We start from the raw sequence: 17,970 nt of genomic DNA on the forward strand, positions 1-17,970 counted from the left end.
TCCCCCCCCCCCCCCCCCCCCCCCCCCCCCCCCCCCCCCCCCTCCTCCCCCCCCCCCCCCCCCCCCCCCTCCCCCCCCCCCCCCCCCCCCCCCCCCCGACGGCCTTCGTGCTGTTCGCAGTGGAAGAATGGGGCCATGAGCGAGTTCCAGATCCCAGGGCGCCACGCGCGGCTGCTGGCCTACGCGCAGAGCCTGACGCCTCCGGCCGGGTGGAAGATCGAGATCTCCGGCGACGAGATCATCATGATGGCCGGCCCATCGGTGATCCACCAGCGCAACCTGCTGCTCGTCCGCGAGCAGTTCGACGCGCGCCGCCCGTCCGACCTGATGCCGAGCGAGAACACCGATCTGGCGTCGCCGAACGTGGGCAAGCTGCGCAACCCCGACCTGACCTACATCCCGATCTCGGTCGTCGAACTGGGCGGCAACGAGGTGCCGGCCGAGGAGGCGGCGATCGCGGTGGAGATCGTCTCGCCGTCGAACCCGGAGAACGACCTGGTCGGCAAGGTGCGCGACTACCCGCAGATGCGGATCCCGCTGTACCTGCTGATCGATCCGCGCGAGGGCGGCATCACCCTCTACTCCGAGCCCTCCGACGGCGCCTACCGCCAACGCTGGACCGGCAGCTTCGGCGACCGGGTGCCGGTCCCCGCCCCCTTCGGCTTCGAGCTCGCCACCGACGGTCTCATCCGTTACCCGGCCTGACCGATCAGGTCGCCCGGCGGCTGCCGCCGGGCGACCCGCACCGCCCGAGGCGGCACCGTCAGAACAGAAACACCCGGAACAGAAACGCCCGGAACGGCACCGCTCAGAACGGGAAGGCGGTGCGCCCGTGCTGGACGGAGATCCACTTCACGGTGGTGAACGCGTCCACCGTGGACTCCCCGTTGAGCCGCCCGATGCCGGAGTTCTTCTCCCCGCCGAACGGCACCGCCGGCTCGTCGGCGATGGTCCCGCCGTTGACGTGGATCATGCCGGTCTCGATCCGGTGCGCGACCCGGACGCCGCGCTCGACGTCGCCGGTGTGCACCGCGCCGCTGAGCCCGAAGGGGCTGTCGTTGGCGAGCCGGACGGCCTCGTCCTCGCCGTCGAAGGGCACCACGAGGACGACCGGGCCGAAGAGTTCGCGCTGGAGGATCGGCGCGTCCTCGGCCAGCCCGGTGAGGACGACGGGCTCCATCAGGCTGCCGACCGTGGTGCCGCGCAGCAGTGCGGTGGCGCCGGCGGCGATGGCCTGGTCGACCTGGGCGGTGATGGTGTCGGCCTGGACGGGGTTGATCAGCGGGCCGATCTGGGTGGCCGGGTCCTTGGGGTCGCCGACGGTGAGCGAGGAGACCTTCGCGACGAACTTGGCGGTGAACTCGGCCTCGACGGAGCGGTCGACGAGGATGCGGTTGGCGGCCATGCAGACCTGGCCCTGGTGGGCGAAGCGGCTGAACACGGCGGCGTCCACGGCGTAGTCGAGGTCGGCGTCGTCGAGCACGATCAGCGCGCTGTTGCCGCCGAGTTCGAGCACGGTGCGCTTGAAGTTGGCGGCGGCGACGGTGGCGACGTGCCGGCCGATCCGGTCGGAGCCGGTGAAGGCGATGACCTTGGGCACCGGGTGCTCGATGAAGGCGTCGCCGATCTCGGCGATGTCGGTGACCACGACGTTGAACAGCCCGGCCGGCAGGCCCGCCTCCTCGAAGAGCCGGGCGATCAGGGTGCCGCCGACGATCGGGGTCTCCTGGTGCGGCTTGAGCACCACGCCGTTGCCGAGTGCGAGGGCGGGGGCGACGGCCTTGATCGAGAGGTACAGCGGGAAGTTGAACGGGCTGATCACGCCGACGACGCCGACCGGCAGCCGGTAGAGGCGGTTCTCCTGGCCCTGCGTGATCGAGGGCAGCAGCCGGCCCTCCAGGCCCAGGGACACCCGCAGGCAGTCCCGCAGCATGTCCTTGACCAGGGAGAGCTCGAAGGCGGCCTTGAGCGCGGTGCCGCCGAGCTCGGCCATGATGGCGCGGGTGATCTCCTCCTCGCGTTCCTCGATCAGGCGCAGCACGCGTTCGAAGACGAGCCGGCGGGCGTAGGGGGTGGTGGCGGCCCACTGCTTCTGGGCCCGCTCGGCGGCCCGGTAGGCCCGGTCGACCTCGGCGATGGTGGCGACGGTGATGGTGGCGAGCTTGTCGCCGGTGTAGGGGTCGACGTCGACGATGTCCCAGGAGCCGCTGCCGCTGCACCATTCGCCGTCGATGTACTGCAGCGCCAACTCGGAGAAGTACGACATCTGATCCCTCTCGTGCCGGTTCGGGGAACGTCGGCGGGCGAGCCGCTACGGCCCGGTCTGATTGGGCATCATCGTACTGACGTCTCAGAGCTCTTGGCGTACGGAGTACAGGAGCTGCCGGGTCTGTTCGGGGTCGAGGCTGTCGGCGAGCAGCCCTTCCATGGCGTGGCGGTACTCGGCGACCTCGGCCGGCTTGTCGAGGTAGAGCGCGGTGGTGAACTGTTCGACGTAGACGACGTCGGCGAGTTCGGGTTCGGCGAAGCCGAGCACGGTGAAGGCGCCGCTCTCGGCGCTCAGTCCGGCGCAGCCCAGCGGCAGCACCCGGAGCCGGACGTTGGGCAGTTCGCCGAGTTCCAGCAGCCGGTCGATCTGGTTGCGCATCAGCTCGGGGCCGCCCCAGGGGCGGCGCAGCGCGGCCTCGTCGAGGATCGCGAGCAGGCGGGGGCCGCTCTCGGCGGTGAGCAGGGCCTGGCGTTTGAGCCGGACCTCGACGCGGCGTTCGATCTCGCCGGGGTCGGTGACGTGGCCGCCGGCGGCGATGACGGCGCGGGCGTAGTCGGCGGTCTGGAGCAGCCCGTGGACGAACTGGACCTCGTAGCTGCGGATCTCGGCGACGGCTTCTTCCAGGCCGACGTAGTTCTGGAACCAGGCGGGCAGCACGTCGCCGTACTCGTGCCACCAGGAGGTGGCGTTGGCGTCCCGGACGAGTCCGAGGACGGTGGCGCGCTCCTGCTCGGCCTCGACGCCGTACAGGGTGAGCAGGTCGGCGACGTCGCGTTCCTTGAAGCCGACCCGGCCGAGTTCCATCCGGCTGATCTTGGACTCGGAGGCGCGGATCGAGTAGCCGGCCTCCTCGCGGCTGACGCCCCTGGCCTCGCGGAGCTTGCGCAGCTGGGTGCCGAGCAGCAGGCGCCGTACCGTGGCGCCTCCGCTTGTCTGAGTCGTGCTCATCGCGTCAACCTCCGCACTCGCGCAGCAGCCCCCCGGCCGTCGGCGGCAGTCTGCCACCTGGTACCGACGAACAACAGTCCGTCCGGTCAGGCCCTCCCGCGCGGCGTCCGGAACGGGCCTACGGTAGACCCAAGTCCTGGGAAATGTCTGAGAGTTGACACGGCCCTTGACGGGCCTGCCATCTTCGGGGTAAGGCGGCGGACCGCCCGGGGGAACGCGACGGCGCCCGCCCTCCAACTGGTCGGGGAAGAGGGCAGGCGCCAGGAGACCGCGTTGGCCCGGCGACGCTGGCGGGGGCAGCGGGTTGAGCTCCCGGCGATGCGGCACCGGGGGTTCAGGGGGCCGGTCGGCCCGTCAGACGACCAGCGGGCGGTCGGTGGGACGGATCGGGGCCGGCAGTGGGGTCTTGCCGCCGAGGTACTTGTCCACCGCGGCTGCGGCCGAGCGGCCTTCCGCGATGGCCCAGACGATCAGCGACTGACCGCGGCCGGCGTCTCCGCAGACGTACACGCCATCGACATTGGTGGCGAACCGGCCGTCGCGGCCAATGTTACCGCGCGCGTCCAGGTCCACGCCGAGCTGCTCGACCAGGCCGTTGCGGACGTCGGTGCCGGTGAAGCCCATGGCCAGGGTGACGAGCTGCGCCGGGATGGCCCGCTCGGTGCCGGGGACGGGCTCGAAGCGGCCGTCCTTGAACTCGACCTCGACGAGGTGCAGCTCCTGGACGTTGCCGACCGTCTGTCCCTCTTCGGGGGCGGAGCCGGTGAAGTGGGTGGTGTTCACGGAGTAGATCCGCTCGCCGCCCTCCTCGTGCGCGGAGGTGACCTTGTAGGTCATCGGCATGGTCGGCCAGGGCTGGTGGCCGGGGCGCTCCTCGGAGGGCCGCGGCATGATCTCCAGCTGGGTGACGGAGGCCGCGCCCTGGCGGTGGGCGGTGCCGACGCAGTCGGCGCCGGTGTCGCCGCCGCCGATGACGACGACGTGCTTGCCCTTGGCGCTGATCGGCGACTCGACGAAGTCGCCCTCCTGCACCTTGTTGGCCAGCGGCAGGTACTCCATGGCCTGGTGGACGCCCTTGAGCTCGCGCCCGGGCACCGCCAGGTCGCGCGCGGTGGTGGCGCCGGCGGCGACGACGACGGCGTCGAAGCGCTCGCGCAGCTGCTGGCCGGTGATGTCCTCGCCGACGTGCACGCCGGTGCGGAAGCGGGTGCCCTCCGCGCGCATCTGCTCGACGCGGCGGTTGATGTGGCGCTTCTCCATCTTGAACTCGGGGATGCCGTAGCGCAGCAGGCCGCCGACGCGGTCGGCGCGCTCGTACACGACGACGGTGTGCCCGGCCCGGGTGAGCTGCTGGGCGACGGCCAGGCCGGCCGGGCCGGAGCCGACGACGGCGACGGTCTTGCCGGACAGCCGCTCCGGGACCTGCGGCGTGACGCCGCCGCGGTCCCAGGCCTTGTCGATGATGGTGACCTCGACGTTCTTGATGGTCACCGCGTCCTGGTTGATGCCGAGCACGCAGGCCGACTCGCAGGGCGCCGGGCAGAGGCGGCCGGTGAACTCCGGGAAGTTGTTGGTCGCGTGCAGCCGCTCGATCGCGCCGACGAAGTCGTCCCGGTAGGCGAGGTCGTTCCACTCGGGGATGAGGTTCCCGAGCGGGCAGCCGTTGTGGCAGAACGGGATGCCGCAGTCCATGCAGCGGCCGGCCTGCTCGGTGATGATCGGCAGGAGGCTGCGCTCGACGTAGACCTCGTTCCAGTCCCGCAGGCGCACGTCGACGGGGCGCCGCTCGGCCAGCTGCTTGGGCGTGGTCAGGAAGCCCTTGGGGTCAGCCATTAGCCGCCTCCATCATCTTGCGAGTGGTCTCGGCCTCGGAGAGGCCATCGCGCTCAGCGGCGTCCTTGGCGGCGAGCACTGCCTTGTAGTCGGTCGGCATGATCGTGGAGAAGCGGGAGACCCCGCTGCCCCAGTCGGCCAGGAGTTCGGCGGCGACGGTGGAGCCGGTCTCCTCGTAGTGCTGCTGCACGGTCTCGCGCAGCCAGTCGCGGTCGGCAGCGGAGGGGGCCTCGATGCCCACCAGGCCGTCGTTGACGTTCGCGGGACGCAGGTCCAGGACGTAGGCGATGCCGCCGGACATGCCGGCCGCCAGGTTGCGCCCGGTCTCGCCGAGGATGACGACCCGGCCGCCGGTCATGTACTCCAGGCCGTGGTCGCCCACGCCCTCGACGACCAGGGTGGCGCCGGAGTTGCGGACGGCGAAGCGCTCGCCGGCCTTGCCGCGCAGGTGGATCCGGCCGGAGGTGGCGCCGTAGCCGATGGTGTTGCCGGCGATGACGTGGTTCTGCGCGTCGTTGCCGATGGCCGCGGCGTCGCGGGCCGGGCGGACGATCACGACACCGCCGGAGAGGCCCTTGCCGACGTAGTCGTTGGCGTCGCCCTCCAGCCGCAGGGTCACGCCGCGCGGCACGAAGGCGCCGAAGGACTGCCCGGCGGAGCCGGTGAAGGTGACGTCGATGGTGCCCTCGGGCAGGCCCTCGCCGCGGTAGCGCTTGGTCACCTCGTGGCCGAGCATGGTGCCGACGGTGCGGTTGACGTTGCGGATCGGCAGCTGGATGCGGACGGTCTCGCCGCGCTCCAGGGCGTCCTCGGCGAGCGTGATCAGCTGGTTGTCCAGGGCCTTGTCGAGCGCGTGGTCCTGGGAGGTGGTGCGGTGGCGGGCCGCGCCCTCGGGCAGCTGCGGGACGTGGAAGAGCGGGGCCAGGTCGAGCCCGGCGGCCTTCCAGTGGTCGACGGCGGCGGCGGCGTTGATGTGCTCGGCGTGGCCGACGGCCTCCTCGATCGTGCGGAAGCCCAGCTCGGCGAGGATCTCCCGAACCTCCTCGGCGATGAACTCGAAGAAGTTGACCACGAACTCGGGCTTGCCGGAGAAGCGCTCGCGCAGCACCGGGTTCTGGGTGGCGACGCCGACCGGGCAGGTGTCCAGGTGGCAGACGCGCATCATGATGCAGCCGGAGACGACCAGCGGCGCGGTGGCGAAGCCGAACTCCTCGGCGCCGAGCAGCGCGGCGATGACGACGTCGCGGCCGGTCTTGAGCTGGCCGTCGGTCTGCACGACGATGCGGTCGCGCAGGCCGTTGAGCAGCAGGGTCTGCTGGGTCTCGGCGAGGCCGAGCTCCCAGGGGCCGCCCGCGTGCTTCAGCGAGGTCAGCGGGGAGGCGCCGGTACCGCCGTCGTGCCCGGAGACCAGCACCACGTCGGCGTGCGCCTTGGAGACGCCCGCGGCGACCGTGCCGACGCCGACCTCGGACACCAGCTTCACGTGGATGCGGGCGGCCGGGTTGGCGTTCTTGAGGTCGTGGATGAGCTGCGCCAGGTCCTCGATCGAGTAGATGTCGTGGTGCGGCGGCGGCGAGATCAGGCCGACACCCGGGGTGGAGTGCCGGGTCTTGGCGACCCACGGGTAGACCTTGTGGCCGGGCAGCTGGCCGCCCTCGCCGGGCTTGGCGCCCTGGGCCATCTTGATCTGGATGTCGTCGGCGTTGACCAGGTACTCGGAGGTGACGCCGAAGCGGCCGGAGGCGACCTGCTTGATGGCCGAGCGGCGCTGCGGGTCGTACAGGCGGTCCGGGTCCTCGCCGCCCTCGCCGGTGTTGGACTTGCCGCCGAGGCGGTTCATCGCGATGGCGAGGGTCTCGTGCGCCTCCAGGGAGATGGAGCCGTACGACATGGCGCCGGTGGAGAAGCGCTTGACGATCTCGGAGACCGGCTCGACCTCCTCGACCGGGATCGGGGTCCGGCCGAGGGCGTCCAGCTGGAACAGGCCGCGCAGCGTCATCAGGCGGGTGGACTGCTCGTTCACCCGGTCCGTGTACTGCTTGAAGATGTCGTACCGGCGGTTGCGGGTGGAGTGCTGGAGCCGGAAGACGGTGTCCGGGTCGAACAGGTGCGGTTCGCCCTCGCGGCGCCACTGGTACTCGCCGCCGATCTCCAGCGCGCGGTGCGCGGCCGGGATGCCGGAGGCCGGGTAGGCCTTGGCGTGGCGGGCGGCGGTCTCCTTGGCGAGCTCCTCCAGGCCGATGCCGCCGAGCTTGGTGGTGGTGCCGGCGAAGTAGCCGTCGACCAGCTCCTGGGAGAGGCCGATGGCCTCGAAGACCTGGGCGCCGCGGTAGGAGGCGACGGTCGAGATGCCCATCTTGGACATGACCTTGAGCACGCCCTTGCCGAGCGCCTTGATCAGGTTCTTGATGGCCTTCTCGGGCTCGACGCCCTGGATGAACACCTTCTGGGCGACGAGGTCCTCGACGGACTCCATGGCCAGGTACGGGTTGACGGCGCCGGCGCCGTAGCCGATCAGCAGCGCGACGTGGTGCACCTCGCGGACGTCGCCGGCCTCGACCAGCAGCGACACCTGGGTGCGCTGCTTGGTGCGGATGAGGTGGTGGTGGATCGCGGAGGTGAGCAGCAGCGAGGGGATCGGGGCGTGCTCGGCGTCGGAGTGCCGGTCGGAGAGCACGATGATCCGGGCGCCGTCGGCGATCGCGGCGTCGGCCTCGGTGGCGATCTCGGCCAGCCGGGCGGCCAGGCCCTGGCCGCCGGCGGCGACCTTGTAGAGGCCGGAGAGCGTGACGGCCTTGAGGCCGGGCTGGTCGCCGTCGTGGTTGATGTGGACGAGCTTGGCCAGCTCGTCGTTGTCGATCACCGGGAAGGTGATGCCGACCGAGCGGCAGGCGGCGGCCTCGGCGGCCAGCAGGTTGCCCTCGGGGCCGAGGTTGCTGAGCAGCGAGGTGACGAGCTCCTCGCGGATGGCGTCCAGCGGCGGGTTGGTGACCTGCGCGAAGAGCTGGACGAAGTAGTCGAAGAGCAGGCGCGGCTTCTCGCTGAGCGCGGCGATCGGCGAGTCGGTGCCCATCGAGCCGAGCGCCTCGCCGCCGGTCTTGGCCATCGGCGCGAGGATGACCCGCAGCTCCTCCTCGGTGTAGCCGAAGGTCTGCTGGCGGCGGGTGACCGAGGCGTGGGTGTGGAAGATGTGCTCGCGCTCGGGCAGCTTGGCGAGCTGGATCTGCCCGGCGGCGACCCACTCCGCGTAGGGGTGCTCGGCGGCGAGGGAGGACTTGATCTCCTCGTCCCCGACGATGCGGCCCTCGGCGGTGTCGACGAGGAACATCCGGCCGGGCTGGAGGCGGCCCTTCTTGGCGACCTTCTCCTGGTCGATGTCGAGCACGCCGACCTCGGAGGAGAGGACGACGAGGCCGTCCTCGGTGATCCAGTAGCGGGCCGGGCGCAGGCCGTTGCGGTCGAGCACGGCGCCGATCTGGGTGCCGTCGGTGAAGGTGACGCAGGCCGGGCCGTCCCAGGGCTCCATCAGGTTGGAGTGGTACTGGTAGAAGGCCCGGCGGGCCGGGTCCATGGTGGCGTGGTTCTCCCACGCCTCCGGGATCATCATCAGCACCGAGTGCGGCAGCGAGCGGCCGCCGAGGTGGAGCAGCTCCAGGACCTCGTCGAAGGAGGCGGAGTCGGAGTGCTCCGGGGTGCAGACCGGGAAGATCCGCTCCAGGCCCCGGCCGTTGCGGTCGGCGGGGATGAGGTCGGTGGCGAGCTGGGACTCGCGGGCGCTCATCCAGTTGCGGTTGCCCTTGACCGTGTTGATCTCGCCGTTGTGGGCGACGAAGCGGTACGGGTGGGCGAGCGGCCAGCTCGGGAAGGTGTTGGTGGAGAAGCGCGAGTGCACCAGGCCGACGGCGGAGGCGTAGGAGCGGTCCGACAGGTCGGGGAAGAAGGGCTCCAGCTGGCCGGTGGTCAGCATGCCCTTGTAGACGATGGTGCGCGCGGACAGCGACGGGAAGTAGACCCCGACCTCGCGCTCGGAGCGCTTGCGGACGACGAAGGCGGTCCGGTCGAGCTCGATCCCGGCCAGGCCCTCCTTGGCGAGGAAGAGCTGCCGGAAGCGCGGCATGACGCCGCGGGCGGTGGCGCCGAGCAGGTCCGGGGTGACGGGGACGTCGCGCCAGCCGAGGACGGTGAGGTCCTCCTCGGCCGCGATGGCCTCGATCCGGGCGACGGCGTCCGCGTCGGCGGCGTCCGCGTCGGGCAGGAAGGCGATGCCGACCGCGTAGGAGCCGGCGGCGGGGAGCTCGAAGTCGACCTTGCCGCGCAGGAAGGCGTCCGGGATCTGGGTGAGGATGCCGGCGCCGTCACCGGAGTCCGGCTCGGCGCCGGTGGCGCCGCGGTGCTCCAGGTTGCGCAGGACGGTCAGCGCCTGTTCGACGATGGTGTGGTCGGCGATGCCGGTCAGCGTGGCGACGAAACCGACGCCGCAGGCGTCGTGCTCGTTTCGCGGGTCGTACAGGCCCTGAGCGGTAGGTCGCGCATCCGGAACGAGCGCGTACGGCTGGCGGGCTGCGCCGGCCTGGGGCTCGTTGGCGGAGTGCATGGATGCAGGCAGCATCGGCTCTCCCGTCGTCGTCTTTCGGCTGTGTGGTGCAAGGAGGGACGACGTTGGCCCTGATGCGATTTCGTGCAAGTTACATGATGCCCAAGATCCCGGGAAGTGGAATATCTCGTCCACATGGCGGACTGATCCGCAGGTCAAGGGGGGAATGAGAGGACGCGCCACAATGCGCGTCCCCTCGATTGTGCCCGGCGGTCGGCCGCCTGAAACAGGGGCGAAACCCGATCGCCACACGGGACGATCAAGGACGCCTGTGAATCGATCCCGAGGGATCACCCACGGATGCGAATCCTCGGCCCCGAGGCCCGAATGGTGAGACTAGGCCAGGCACCACCCGGCAGCCGTGTGCGGAACGTCACGCACTTCCCGGCATAGTCATGCACTCCTCCGGGTCGTCACACACGCCGGCCGACGGCCCAGGCGCCCCGGTGCCTAGCCGACGTGCCCGCCGATCAGCCACCCCAGCAGGTACGTCACCCCGGCCGCCGCCCCGCCCAGCACCAGCTGCCGCAGCCCGCTGAACCACCAGCTGCGCGCCGTCACCCGCGCCACCACCGCGCCGCACAGGAACAGCCCCACCACCGACAGCAGCAGCGCCGGCACCAGCGAGGTCGCCCCCAGCAGGTACGGCAGCAGCGGCAGCAGCGCGCCCACCGCGAAGCAGACGAAGGACGACCCGGCGGCCACCCACGGTGACGGCAGGTCGTTCGGGTCGATGCCCAGCTCCTCCCGGGCGTGGATCTCCAGGGCCTGGTCCGGATTGGCGGACAGCTGCCGGGCCACCTCGTGGGCGAGGTCCGGCTCCACCCCGCGGGCGATGTACAGCTGCGCCAGCTCGGCCAGCTCGCCGTGCGGGTTGCGGCTCAGCTCCAGCCGCTCGGCCTCGATCTCGGCCTGCACCAGCTCGGCCTGCGAGGCCACCGAGGTGTACTCCCCCGCCGCCATCGAGCAGGCGCCGGCCGCCAGCCCGGCGAGCCCGGTCAGCACCACCGTGCCGCTGGACACCGAGCCGCCGACCACACCGGTCATCAGCGCGAAGTTGGAGACCAGGCCGTCCATTGCCCCGAACACGGCGGGCCGCAGCCAGCCTCCGTTCACGTCCCGGTGGTGCCCGGCAGCGGGTATGCGGGGGTGGTGCCCGGCCTCGGGCTCCAGGGTGGTCGCGCTCACGGCAGTTCCCCTCCGTTCGATTCGTCTGCCCCGACCGTAGACCGTCTGACCTGCGCATTTCCAGCAAAGTAAGGCTGTCCGAACAGCGCTTCGGCCGCCCTGCGCGAGCATCGCGCGGGCGGCCGAAGCGGGGGTAACTCCCAGGTCAGGTCAGGTTCTTGGCACTCTTGTCGGCGCTCTCGACGGCTTCGGAGGCTGCCTCCGCGTCCGCCTTTTCGTCCGCGGACTGAGACAGTTCGGCGGTCTCACCGGCCCCGGCGACCTTCTCGGACGGCGCGGGCTTCCCGGCGGCCTTCTCCGCCGAAGCCGCCTTGCCGGCCTTCTCGGCCCTGCCCGACTTCTCGGACACCGCGGCCTTGCCGGACACCGCGGCCTTCTCGGACGCCGCCGCCTTGTCGGACGGGCCCTGCGCCTCGCCCTCCTCGTCGGCCAGCGGGTCGATGCTCGCCGGGTCCTCCCGGCCGGGCCGCTTCTTGCCGACGACCACCAGGTAGACCACGGCTCCGATGAACACCACGATCGACGTCCAGTCGTTCAGCCGCAGGCCGAAGTAGACGTGCGCCTCGTCGATCCGCAGCCACTCGGTCCAGAACCGGCCCACCGTGTACGCGGCCACGTACAGCGCGAAGGCCCGGCCGTGCCCCAGCTTGAAGCGGCGGTCGGCCCAGATGACCAGCAGCGCGACCCCGACGCACCAGATCGACTCGTACAGGAAGGTCGGGTGGTAGACGCCCTTGACGACCTCGCCGCCCGGCAGCGTCTTGTCGATCTCCAGGCCCCACGGCAGCGTGGTCGGCCGGCCGTACAGCTCCTGGTTGAAGTAGTTGCCCCAGCGGCCCATCGCCTGCGCGAGCGCGATGCCCGGCGCGATGGCGTCCGCGTACGCGGGCAGCGGCACGCCCCGGCGGCGGCAGCCGATCCAGGCCCCGACCGCGCCGAGCGCGACGGCGCCCCAGATGCCGAGGCCGCCCTCCCAGATCTTGAAGGCGTTCCAGGGGTTCTTGCCGGCCCCGAAGTACAGCTGGTGGTCGGTGATCACGTGGTACAGCCGGCCGCCGACCAGGCCGAAGGGCACGGCCCAGACGGCGATGTCGCCGACCGTGTGCTTGGCACCGCCCCGGGCGACCCAGCGCTTGCTGCCGAGCCAGACGGCCACGACGACACCGAGGATGATGCAGAAGGCGTAGGCGCGCAGCGGGACCGGTCCGAGGTACAGGACGCCCCGCGACGGGCTGGGAATGTAGGCGATATCCATGGCGGTTCCGACGCTACAGGGTCTGCGGCCCCTGCTGGGCACCCCCGGGGTCACAGATACCGAACAACGGGCACCGGGAACGGCGCCGCCGCCCCCTCCGGACGGGGAGGAGACGGCGGCGGTCACCCGGCGGTGTGCGGGGCTCAGCCCGCGGTCGGCGACGGGTTGTTGGCCTCCGAGGCGGTGCTGGTGGGCGCCGGGGTCTGCCCGTTGGAGCCCGCGGTGCCCAGCTGCTTGCCCTGGTTGGCGGCGTCGACCCACTTCACCAGGTTCGCCGGGGTGATCTCCTCGGCGCCGTTCTTGGGGTAGATCGGCTGGCCGTTGAGCAGCACGGTCGGGGTGGACTTGTAGCTGGACTTGTCGAAGTCCTGCTGCACGGACGACACCCATCCGCCGTACTTGTTGTCGTTGACGCAGGCCTGGAAGGCGGGCGTGTCGAGACCGTTGACCTGCTTGGCGAGGTTGATCAGGACGGCCTTGTCGCCGAAGGCGTCGCTGGTCTCGTCCGGCTGGTTGCGGTACAGCACGTCGTGGAAGTCCCGGAAGTGCCCGGCGTCCTGGGCGCAGGCCAGCGCGTTGGCGCCGGCCTTGGAGCCCTTGCCCGGGACGGCCCGGTCGATGAACGACACGATGTGGTAGTTGGTGTAGATCTTGCCGGCGTCTTCCAGCTGGTCGACGGTCGAGGAGAACTCGCGCTCGAAGATCCCGCAGGCCGGGCAGCGCGGGTCCTCGTAGACGGTGAGGACGGCCGGGGCGTTGGCCGAGCCGGCCGGGATGACCAGGTTCTTGTCACCGATCGTCCCGGCGGGGGCGGCGACCGGGGTCTCCGGCTTGGAGCGCTGGTTCTGCACCACGACGCCGGTGACCACGGCGGCGGCGATCACCACGAGCACCGCGCCGCCCACCAACAGCTTCTTCCTGCGCCTGGACGTGGCCTCGTCGGCCGCCCGCTGCTCCAGCATCCGCTCGCGGGCGGTGCGCTTGCCTTCTCGGTTCTTCTCGCTCATTGCCTTGACATCCACAATCGGGGAGGGCCTTCGTGGGGTGGGGTGGGGGTGTGGCGGGGCCGGCCGGTCAGCTCGCCAGCCAGCCGTCCGCCGAGAACCTGGTGCGGGGCCGCCACAGCAGCCACCCGGCCAGCAGGAGGAACCCGGTGTCGCGCAGGATCTCCTGGAGGTACTCGGTCTGCGAGGCGTCGACGTGCCCGCCGCCGCCGAAGCAGCCGCAGTCGATCGAGATGCCGCGCGCCCAGGCGGTGGCGATCCCGGCGATGAAGGTGAGCAGCAGCAGCGCGGAGACGCCGGCGACGATCCGGACGCCGAGGCCGATCACCAGCAGCAGGGCGAGCGCCAGCTCCAGGAAGGGCAGGGCGTAGCCGACCGGCTTGACCAGGCCCTCGGGCAGGATCTCGTAGGCGCGGACGGCCTGGGCGGCCTCCGCCGGGTCGGCGATCTTGGCCAGGCCGGCCCAGCCCCAGACCACCGCGAGGCCGAGCCGGACGACGGTGCCCAGCCACGGACTCCAGGCCTGCACCGGCCGCCGGGCGGGCGGCGCGGGCGCCGTGTCACCGGGCTGCGCTGCCGGGCCGGCCATCAGGGAACCCCCCTCGGGAAACTCGTTCACTTCCTGATGAACCGTAAGGGATGAAGGGCGGTTCCTCCATATTCAGGAATTAAGCCGGATGGGTGACGTCTGGTGATGGTGTGTCCGAATCCGGCGAACGTCCGTTCAGGGGCGGGTGACCGGGCGGGAGGCCGGGCGGGCGCCCCTGGTCGATCAGGTCGGCGCGGCCCTCAGGAGCGGCAGCCGGGCGGGCGGGCGGGGTCGAACAGGTCGGCGCGGCCCTCGTGGTGCGGGTGGGCTGCCCGCTCGGCGGCGTCCCAGCGGGCCGCCTCGGCGCAGGCGTACGCGTCCCGCACGGCCCGCTCGGCACCGCGCTTGGCCAGCGCCTGCCCCACCTCGGTGTGCGCTCCGACGGCGGCGCCGAGCGCCAGCGCGGCGGCGGCCGCCCGCAGCAGAACGGCCCGATGGAGACCCGGCACCGGCTCACTCCTTCGCTCGCTCGGCAACCCCCGTGCACCTCGTTCGTGCACTCGTCCCTCCACTCAACGCCGGTCAACCCCGCCTGATGCGTGTGCCCGTAGCTGTTCACCCGTTCGGGGCCGCGCGAGCGCCGCCGCCCGGCGAGCCGGGCGCACACAAGCGCGACGGCCCGCCGCCCCCGGAGGGAGCGACGGGCCGTCAGGTGGTACGAGGGTCAGCGCCGACGGACGCCCGCCGCCAGCTCGCCGGCCAGGGCGCGCACCGCGTCCAGCGCGGCCGCCTCGTCGTCGCCGGCCTCCAGGATCCGCTTCACGAACGCGGAGCCCACGATCACGCCGTCGGCGAAGCCCGCCACCTCGGCGGCCTGCTCGGGGGTGGAGACGCCGAGGCCGACGCAGACCGGCAGGTCGGTGGTGGCCCGGGTGCGGGCGACCAGGTCCTCGGCAAGCGAACCGACCTGGGCGCGGGTCCCGGTCACGCCCATCACGGCGGCCGCGTAGACGAAGCCGCTGCCGGCCGCGGTGACCTCGGCCAGGCGCGGGTCCTTGCTGCTGGGGGCGACCACGAACACGGTGTCCAGCCCGTGCTCGTCCGCCGCCTTGCGCCACTCCTCGGACTCCTCCACCGGCAGGTCCGGCAGGATGCAGCCGGCGCCGCCCGCGGCCGCGAGGTCGGCGGCGAAGCGCGCGGTGCCGTAGCGGTCGACCGGGTTCCAGTACGTCATCACCAGCACCGCCGCCTCGGGGTGCGCGGTGGCGACCTCCTGGACGGTGCGCAGCACGTCCTTGATCCGCACGCCGCCGCGCAGCGCGATGTCGTCGGCGGTCTGGATGACGGCGCCGTCCAGGACCGGGTCGGAGTGCGGCAGGCCGACCTCGACGATGTCGCAGCCGCCCTCGATCAGCGCGTTGATCGCCCGGATGCCGCCGTCGACGGTCGGGAAGCCGCCCGGCAGGTAGCCGATCAGCGCGGCGCGGTCCTCGGCCTTGGCTGCCGCCAGGATGCCACTGAGCTTCGATGCCATGGTCACTTACCCCCGTGGGCCGCGTCGTGGGCCGAACCGCCGGCCGGCTCGTCGTACAGGCCGAAGTACTCGGCCGCGGTGTGCATGTCCTTGTCGCCGCGCCCGGAGAGCGAGACCAGGATGGTGGCCTCGGGCCCGAGCTCGCGGCCCAGCTCCAGGGCGCCGGCCAGCGCGTGGGCGCTCTCGATGGCCGGGATGATGCCCTCGGTGCGGGACAGCAGCCGCAGCGCCTGCATGGCGGCGTCGTCGGTGACGGGGCGGTACTCGGCCCGTCCGGTGTCCTTCAGCCAGGCGTGCTCCGGGCCGACGCCCGGGTAGTCGAGGCCGGCGGAGATGGAGTGCGACTCGATGGTCTGGCCGTCCTCGTCCTGGAGGACGTAGGTGCGCGAGCCGTGCAGCACGCCGGGGTCGCCCTTGGTGAGGGTGGCGGCGTGCTTGGGGGTGTCGGCGCCCTCGCCGGCGGCCTCGCAGCCGATCAGGCGCACGCCGGCGTCGGGGATGAACTCGTGGAAGATGCCCATCGCGTTGGAGCCGCCGCCGACGCAGGCGACGACGGCGTCGGGCAGCCGCCCGGTGCGGTCGAGCACCTGCTGGCGGGCCTCGACGCCGATGACCCGGTGGAAGTCGCGGACCATCATCGGGAAGGGGTGCGGGCCGGCCACGGTGCCGAACAGGTAGTGGGTGGAGTCCACGTTGGCGACCCAGTCGCGGAACGCCTCGTTGATGGCGTCCTTGAGGGTGCGGCTGCCGGAGGTGACGGACACCACCTCGGCGCCGAGCATCCGCATCCGGGCGACGTTCAGCGCCTGGCGCTGGGTGTCGACCTCGCCCATGTAGATGGTGCAGTCGAAGCCGAACAGGGCGCAGGCGGTGGCGGTGGCCACGCCGTGCTGGCCGGCGCCGGTCTCGGCGATGATCCGGGTCTTGCCCATCCGCCGGGTGAGCAGGGCCTGGCCCAGCACGTTGTTGATCTTGTGCGAGCCGGTGTGGTTGAGGTCCTCGCGCTTGAGCAGGACGCGCGCGCCGCCCGCCTCGGCGGAGAAGCGGTGCACGTCGGTCAGCGGGCTCGGGCGGCCGGTGTAGTCCTTGAGCAGGCCGTCGAGTTCGGCGGCGAAGGCCGGGTCGGCCTTGGCCTTCTCGTACTCCTCGGCGACCTGCTCGACGGCGGCGACCAGCGCCTCGGGGATGAAGCGGCCGCCGTAGGCACCGAAGTAGCCTCGGGCGTCCGGCACCTGGGCGCCGGACAGGTAGTCCTTCGCGGACTTTTCGGACATGGTGGAGTCCTTTGGGAGATGACGACAGGGACGTCTCGTGGCTGGGCTCAGCCGGATGTCCGTCGCCATCGGCGGCCCGGCACCTGCCCGGGCTCGCAGCCGATCACGTAGCGCACCCGCCGCCCCAGCACCCGGCGTGCGGGCGCGCGGCAGCCGCGCGGGCGGCAACCGGGGGCGAGGCGGGTGGCGATCTTCATGTCGGCGGGTCAGTCCTTGTGCCGGACGGCGGGGTGGGCGCCGGCCGCGACCAGGTCGGCGACCGCTGCGCGCGGGTCCTTGCCGGTCACCAGGGACTCGCCGACCAGGACGGCGTCGGCGCCCAGGTTGGCGTAGGAGATCACGTCCAGCGGGCCGCGCACGCCGGACTCGGCGATCTTGACGACGTTGTCCGGGATGGCGTGGACGACGTTGCCGAAGGTGTTGCGGTCCACCTCAAGGGTCTTGAGGTTGCGGGCGTTGACGCCGATGATCCGCGCCCCGGCGTCCACCGCGCGCTTGATCTCCTCCTCGTCGTGCACCTCGACCAGCGGGGTGAGGCCGATCGACTCGGCCCGCTCGATCAGCGACACCAGGGCCGACTGGTCGAGGGCGGCGACGATCAGCAGCGCGAGGTCGGCGCCGTGCGCGCGGGCCTCCCACAGCTGGTAGGCGGTGACGATGAAGTCCTTGCGCAGCAGCGGGGTGTCCACCGCCGCGCGGACGGCGTCCAGGTCGGCCAGCGAGCCGCCGAAACGGCGCTGCTCGGTGAGCACGCTGATCGCGGCGGCGCCGCCGGCCGCGTAGTCGCCCGCCAGGGCGGCCGGGTCGGCGATCGCGGCCAGCGCGCCCTTGGACGGGCTGGAGCGCTTCACCTCGCAGATCACCCGGACCCCGTCGCCCTTGAGCGCGGCGACGCCGTCCTTGGCCTCGGGGGCCTTGGCGGCGAGTTCCTTCAGCTGGTCCAGGGAGACCCGGGCCTGTCGTTCGGCGAGGTCCTCGCGGACCCCCTCGATGATCGTGTCGAGCACACTCATGCGCACACCTCGCTTCGCTCAGCAGGCGCTGCGCGCAACACGCACCTGTCAATGGTTCGCTCGCTCACGCGAAGTGCCCCCAACATTTCTGTTCGTTCGCCGGCGACGAGCCGTCCGGGCGGTGGCCCGGCGGCACTTCGATGGTATCGGCACCCGGGGGCGCGGGGCGCATCCGCCCGGTGTGCGTCTCGCGTGCCGGACGCCCCCCTGGGCAGCTCCCAACTGCGGTTTCACCGGTTCTCCGGCGGCGCCCGAACGCGCGGTGCGGACCAAGTGGACCGATGTACGGACCCCGGTGTGGACCGGTGCGCGAGCCTGCGCGGGTCGCTACCCGTCGGCGTGGGCGATCAAACCAGCAGGGGCGCCAGCCCCGCCCCGACGGGCAGGTTGCGCACCACCGTGAACACCAGCAGCAGCAGGAGGACCAGCACCCAGCGCCGGGCCCCGAGCGGGGGCCTGGGCCGCTGACCGGCGCCGGTTGCCAGCGCCCCATCCCCCGAGACCCCCCAGGAAAACCCGACACCAAGCA

14 protein-coding genes and 1 pseudogene are annotated in these 17,970 nt (G+C 71.9%); 1 reads left to right on the plus strand and 14 read right to left on the minus strand.

What is annotated here, in order from left to right; genetic code table 11:
* The first annotated feature begins 135 nt into the window (after positions 1 to 135).
* Positions 136 to 705, plus strand: a complete 570-nt coding sequence (locus tag AC07BF_RS11495) for a Uma2 family endonuclease (protein ID WP_363618937.1) — start codon at positions 136 to 138, stop codon at positions 703 to 705.
* Positions 706 to 808: 103 nt separating this feature from the next.
* Here AC07BF_RS11495 and AC07BF_RS11500 read toward each other — a convergent pair whose 3' ends face one another.
* From AC07BF_RS11500 to AC07BF_RS11565, 14 genes and pseudogenes are all read right to left on the minus strand, one after another.
* Positions 809 to 2,266 (minus strand): aldehyde dehydrogenase family protein, encoded by a 1,458-nt coding sequence (locus AC07BF_RS11500; protein WP_363582786.1) that lies wholly within the window; start codon positions 2,264 to 2,266, stop codon positions 809 to 811.
* Positions 2,267 to 2,350: 84 nt separating this feature from the next.
* Positions 2,351 to 3,217: a helix-turn-helix domain-containing protein gene (locus AC07BF_RS11505; protein WP_363368552.1), complete on the minus strand. Its 867-nt coding sequence runs from the start codon at positions 3,215 to 3,217 to the stop codon at positions 2,351 to 2,353.
* A 354-nt stretch (positions 3,218 to 3,571) separates the two neighbouring features.
* Complete coding sequence (locus tag AC07BF_RS11510; protein WP_363582788.1) at positions 3,572 to 5,050, minus strand: glutamate synthase subunit beta; 1,479 nt, start codon at positions 5,048 to 5,050, stop codon at positions 3,572 to 3,574.
* Positions 5,043 to 9,644: a glutamate synthase large subunit gene (gene gltB, locus AC07BF_RS11515; RefSeq protein WP_363583020.1), complete on the minus strand. Its 4,602-nt coding sequence runs from the start codon at positions 9,642 to 9,644 to the stop codon at positions 5,043 to 5,045. The genes AC07BF_RS11510 and gltB overlap by 8 nt, the downstream gene beginning before the upstream one ends.
* Before the next feature lie 450 nt (positions 9,645 to 10,094).
* Positions 10,095 to 10,817: a VIT1/CCC1 transporter family protein gene (locus AC07BF_RS11520; RefSeq protein WP_363583022.1), complete on the minus strand. Its 723-nt coding sequence runs from the start codon at positions 10,815 to 10,817 to the stop codon at positions 10,095 to 10,097.
* A gap of 160 nt (positions 10,818 to 10,977) precedes the next feature.
* On the minus strand, positions 10,978 to 12,087 hold the full coding sequence (lgt, locus tag AC07BF_RS11525) for a prolipoprotein diacylglyceryl transferase (RefSeq protein ID WP_363633379.1): 1,110 nt from the start codon (positions 12,085 to 12,087) through the stop codon (positions 10,978 to 10,980).
* A 143-nt stretch (positions 12,088 to 12,230) separates the two neighbouring features.
* Positions 12,231 to 13,094: a DsbA family protein gene (locus AC07BF_RS11530; protein ID WP_363582792.1), complete on the minus strand. Its 864-nt coding sequence runs from the start codon at positions 13,092 to 13,094 to the stop codon at positions 12,231 to 12,233.
* 67 nt (positions 13,095 to 13,161) lie between these two features.
* Positions 13,162 to 13,680: a MauE/DoxX family redox-associated membrane protein gene (locus AC07BF_RS11535; RefSeq protein ID WP_363582794.1), complete on the minus strand. Its 519-nt coding sequence runs from the start codon at positions 13,678 to 13,680 to the stop codon at positions 13,162 to 13,164.
* A 200-nt stretch (positions 13,681 to 13,880) separates the two neighbouring features.
* Positions 13,881 to 14,129 carry a hypothetical protein gene (locus tag AC07BF_RS11540; protein ID WP_478333296.1) on the minus strand — a complete coding sequence of 83 codons (249 nt, stop codon included), beginning with the start codon at positions 14,127 to 14,129 and terminating at the stop codon, positions 13,881 to 13,883.
* Positions 14,130 to 14,344: 215 nt separating this feature from the next.
* The gene (gene trpA / locus AC07BF_RS11545) at positions 14,345 to 15,154 is read right to left on the minus strand and encodes a tryptophan synthase subunit alpha (protein ID WP_363582796.1); all 810 of its coding nucleotides are present in this window, start codon (positions 15,152 to 15,154) and stop codon (positions 14,345 to 14,347) included.
* A 2-nt stretch (positions 15,155 to 15,156) separates the two neighbouring features.
* On the minus strand, positions 15,157 to 16,428 hold the full coding sequence (gene trpB / locus AC07BF_RS11550) for a tryptophan synthase subunit beta (RefSeq protein WP_478333297.1): 1,272 nt from the start codon (positions 16,426 to 16,428) through the stop codon (positions 15,157 to 15,159).
* A 47-nt stretch (positions 16,429 to 16,475) separates the two neighbouring features.
* Positions 16,476 to 16,625 carry a tryptophan biosynthesis modulator TrpM gene (trpM, locus tag AC07BF_RS11555; RefSeq protein ID WP_167745855.1) on the minus strand — a complete coding sequence of 50 codons (150 nt, stop codon included), beginning with the start codon at positions 16,623 to 16,625 and terminating at the stop codon, positions 16,476 to 16,478.
* A gap of 9 nt (positions 16,626 to 16,634) precedes the next feature.
* Positions 16,635 to 17,441 carry an indole-3-glycerol phosphate synthase TrpC gene (trpC, locus tag AC07BF_RS11560; RefSeq protein WP_400811990.1) on the minus strand — a complete coding sequence of 269 codons (807 nt, stop codon included), beginning with the start codon at positions 17,439 to 17,441 and terminating at the stop codon, positions 16,635 to 16,637.
* 347 nt (positions 17,442 to 17,788) lie between these two features.
* A pseudogene (locus AC07BF_RS11565) lies at positions 17,789 to 17,970 on the minus strand (hypothetical protein); the annotation flags it as partial.

It is taken from the genome of Kitasatospora sp. NPDC043950 (genome assembly GCF_056435345.1).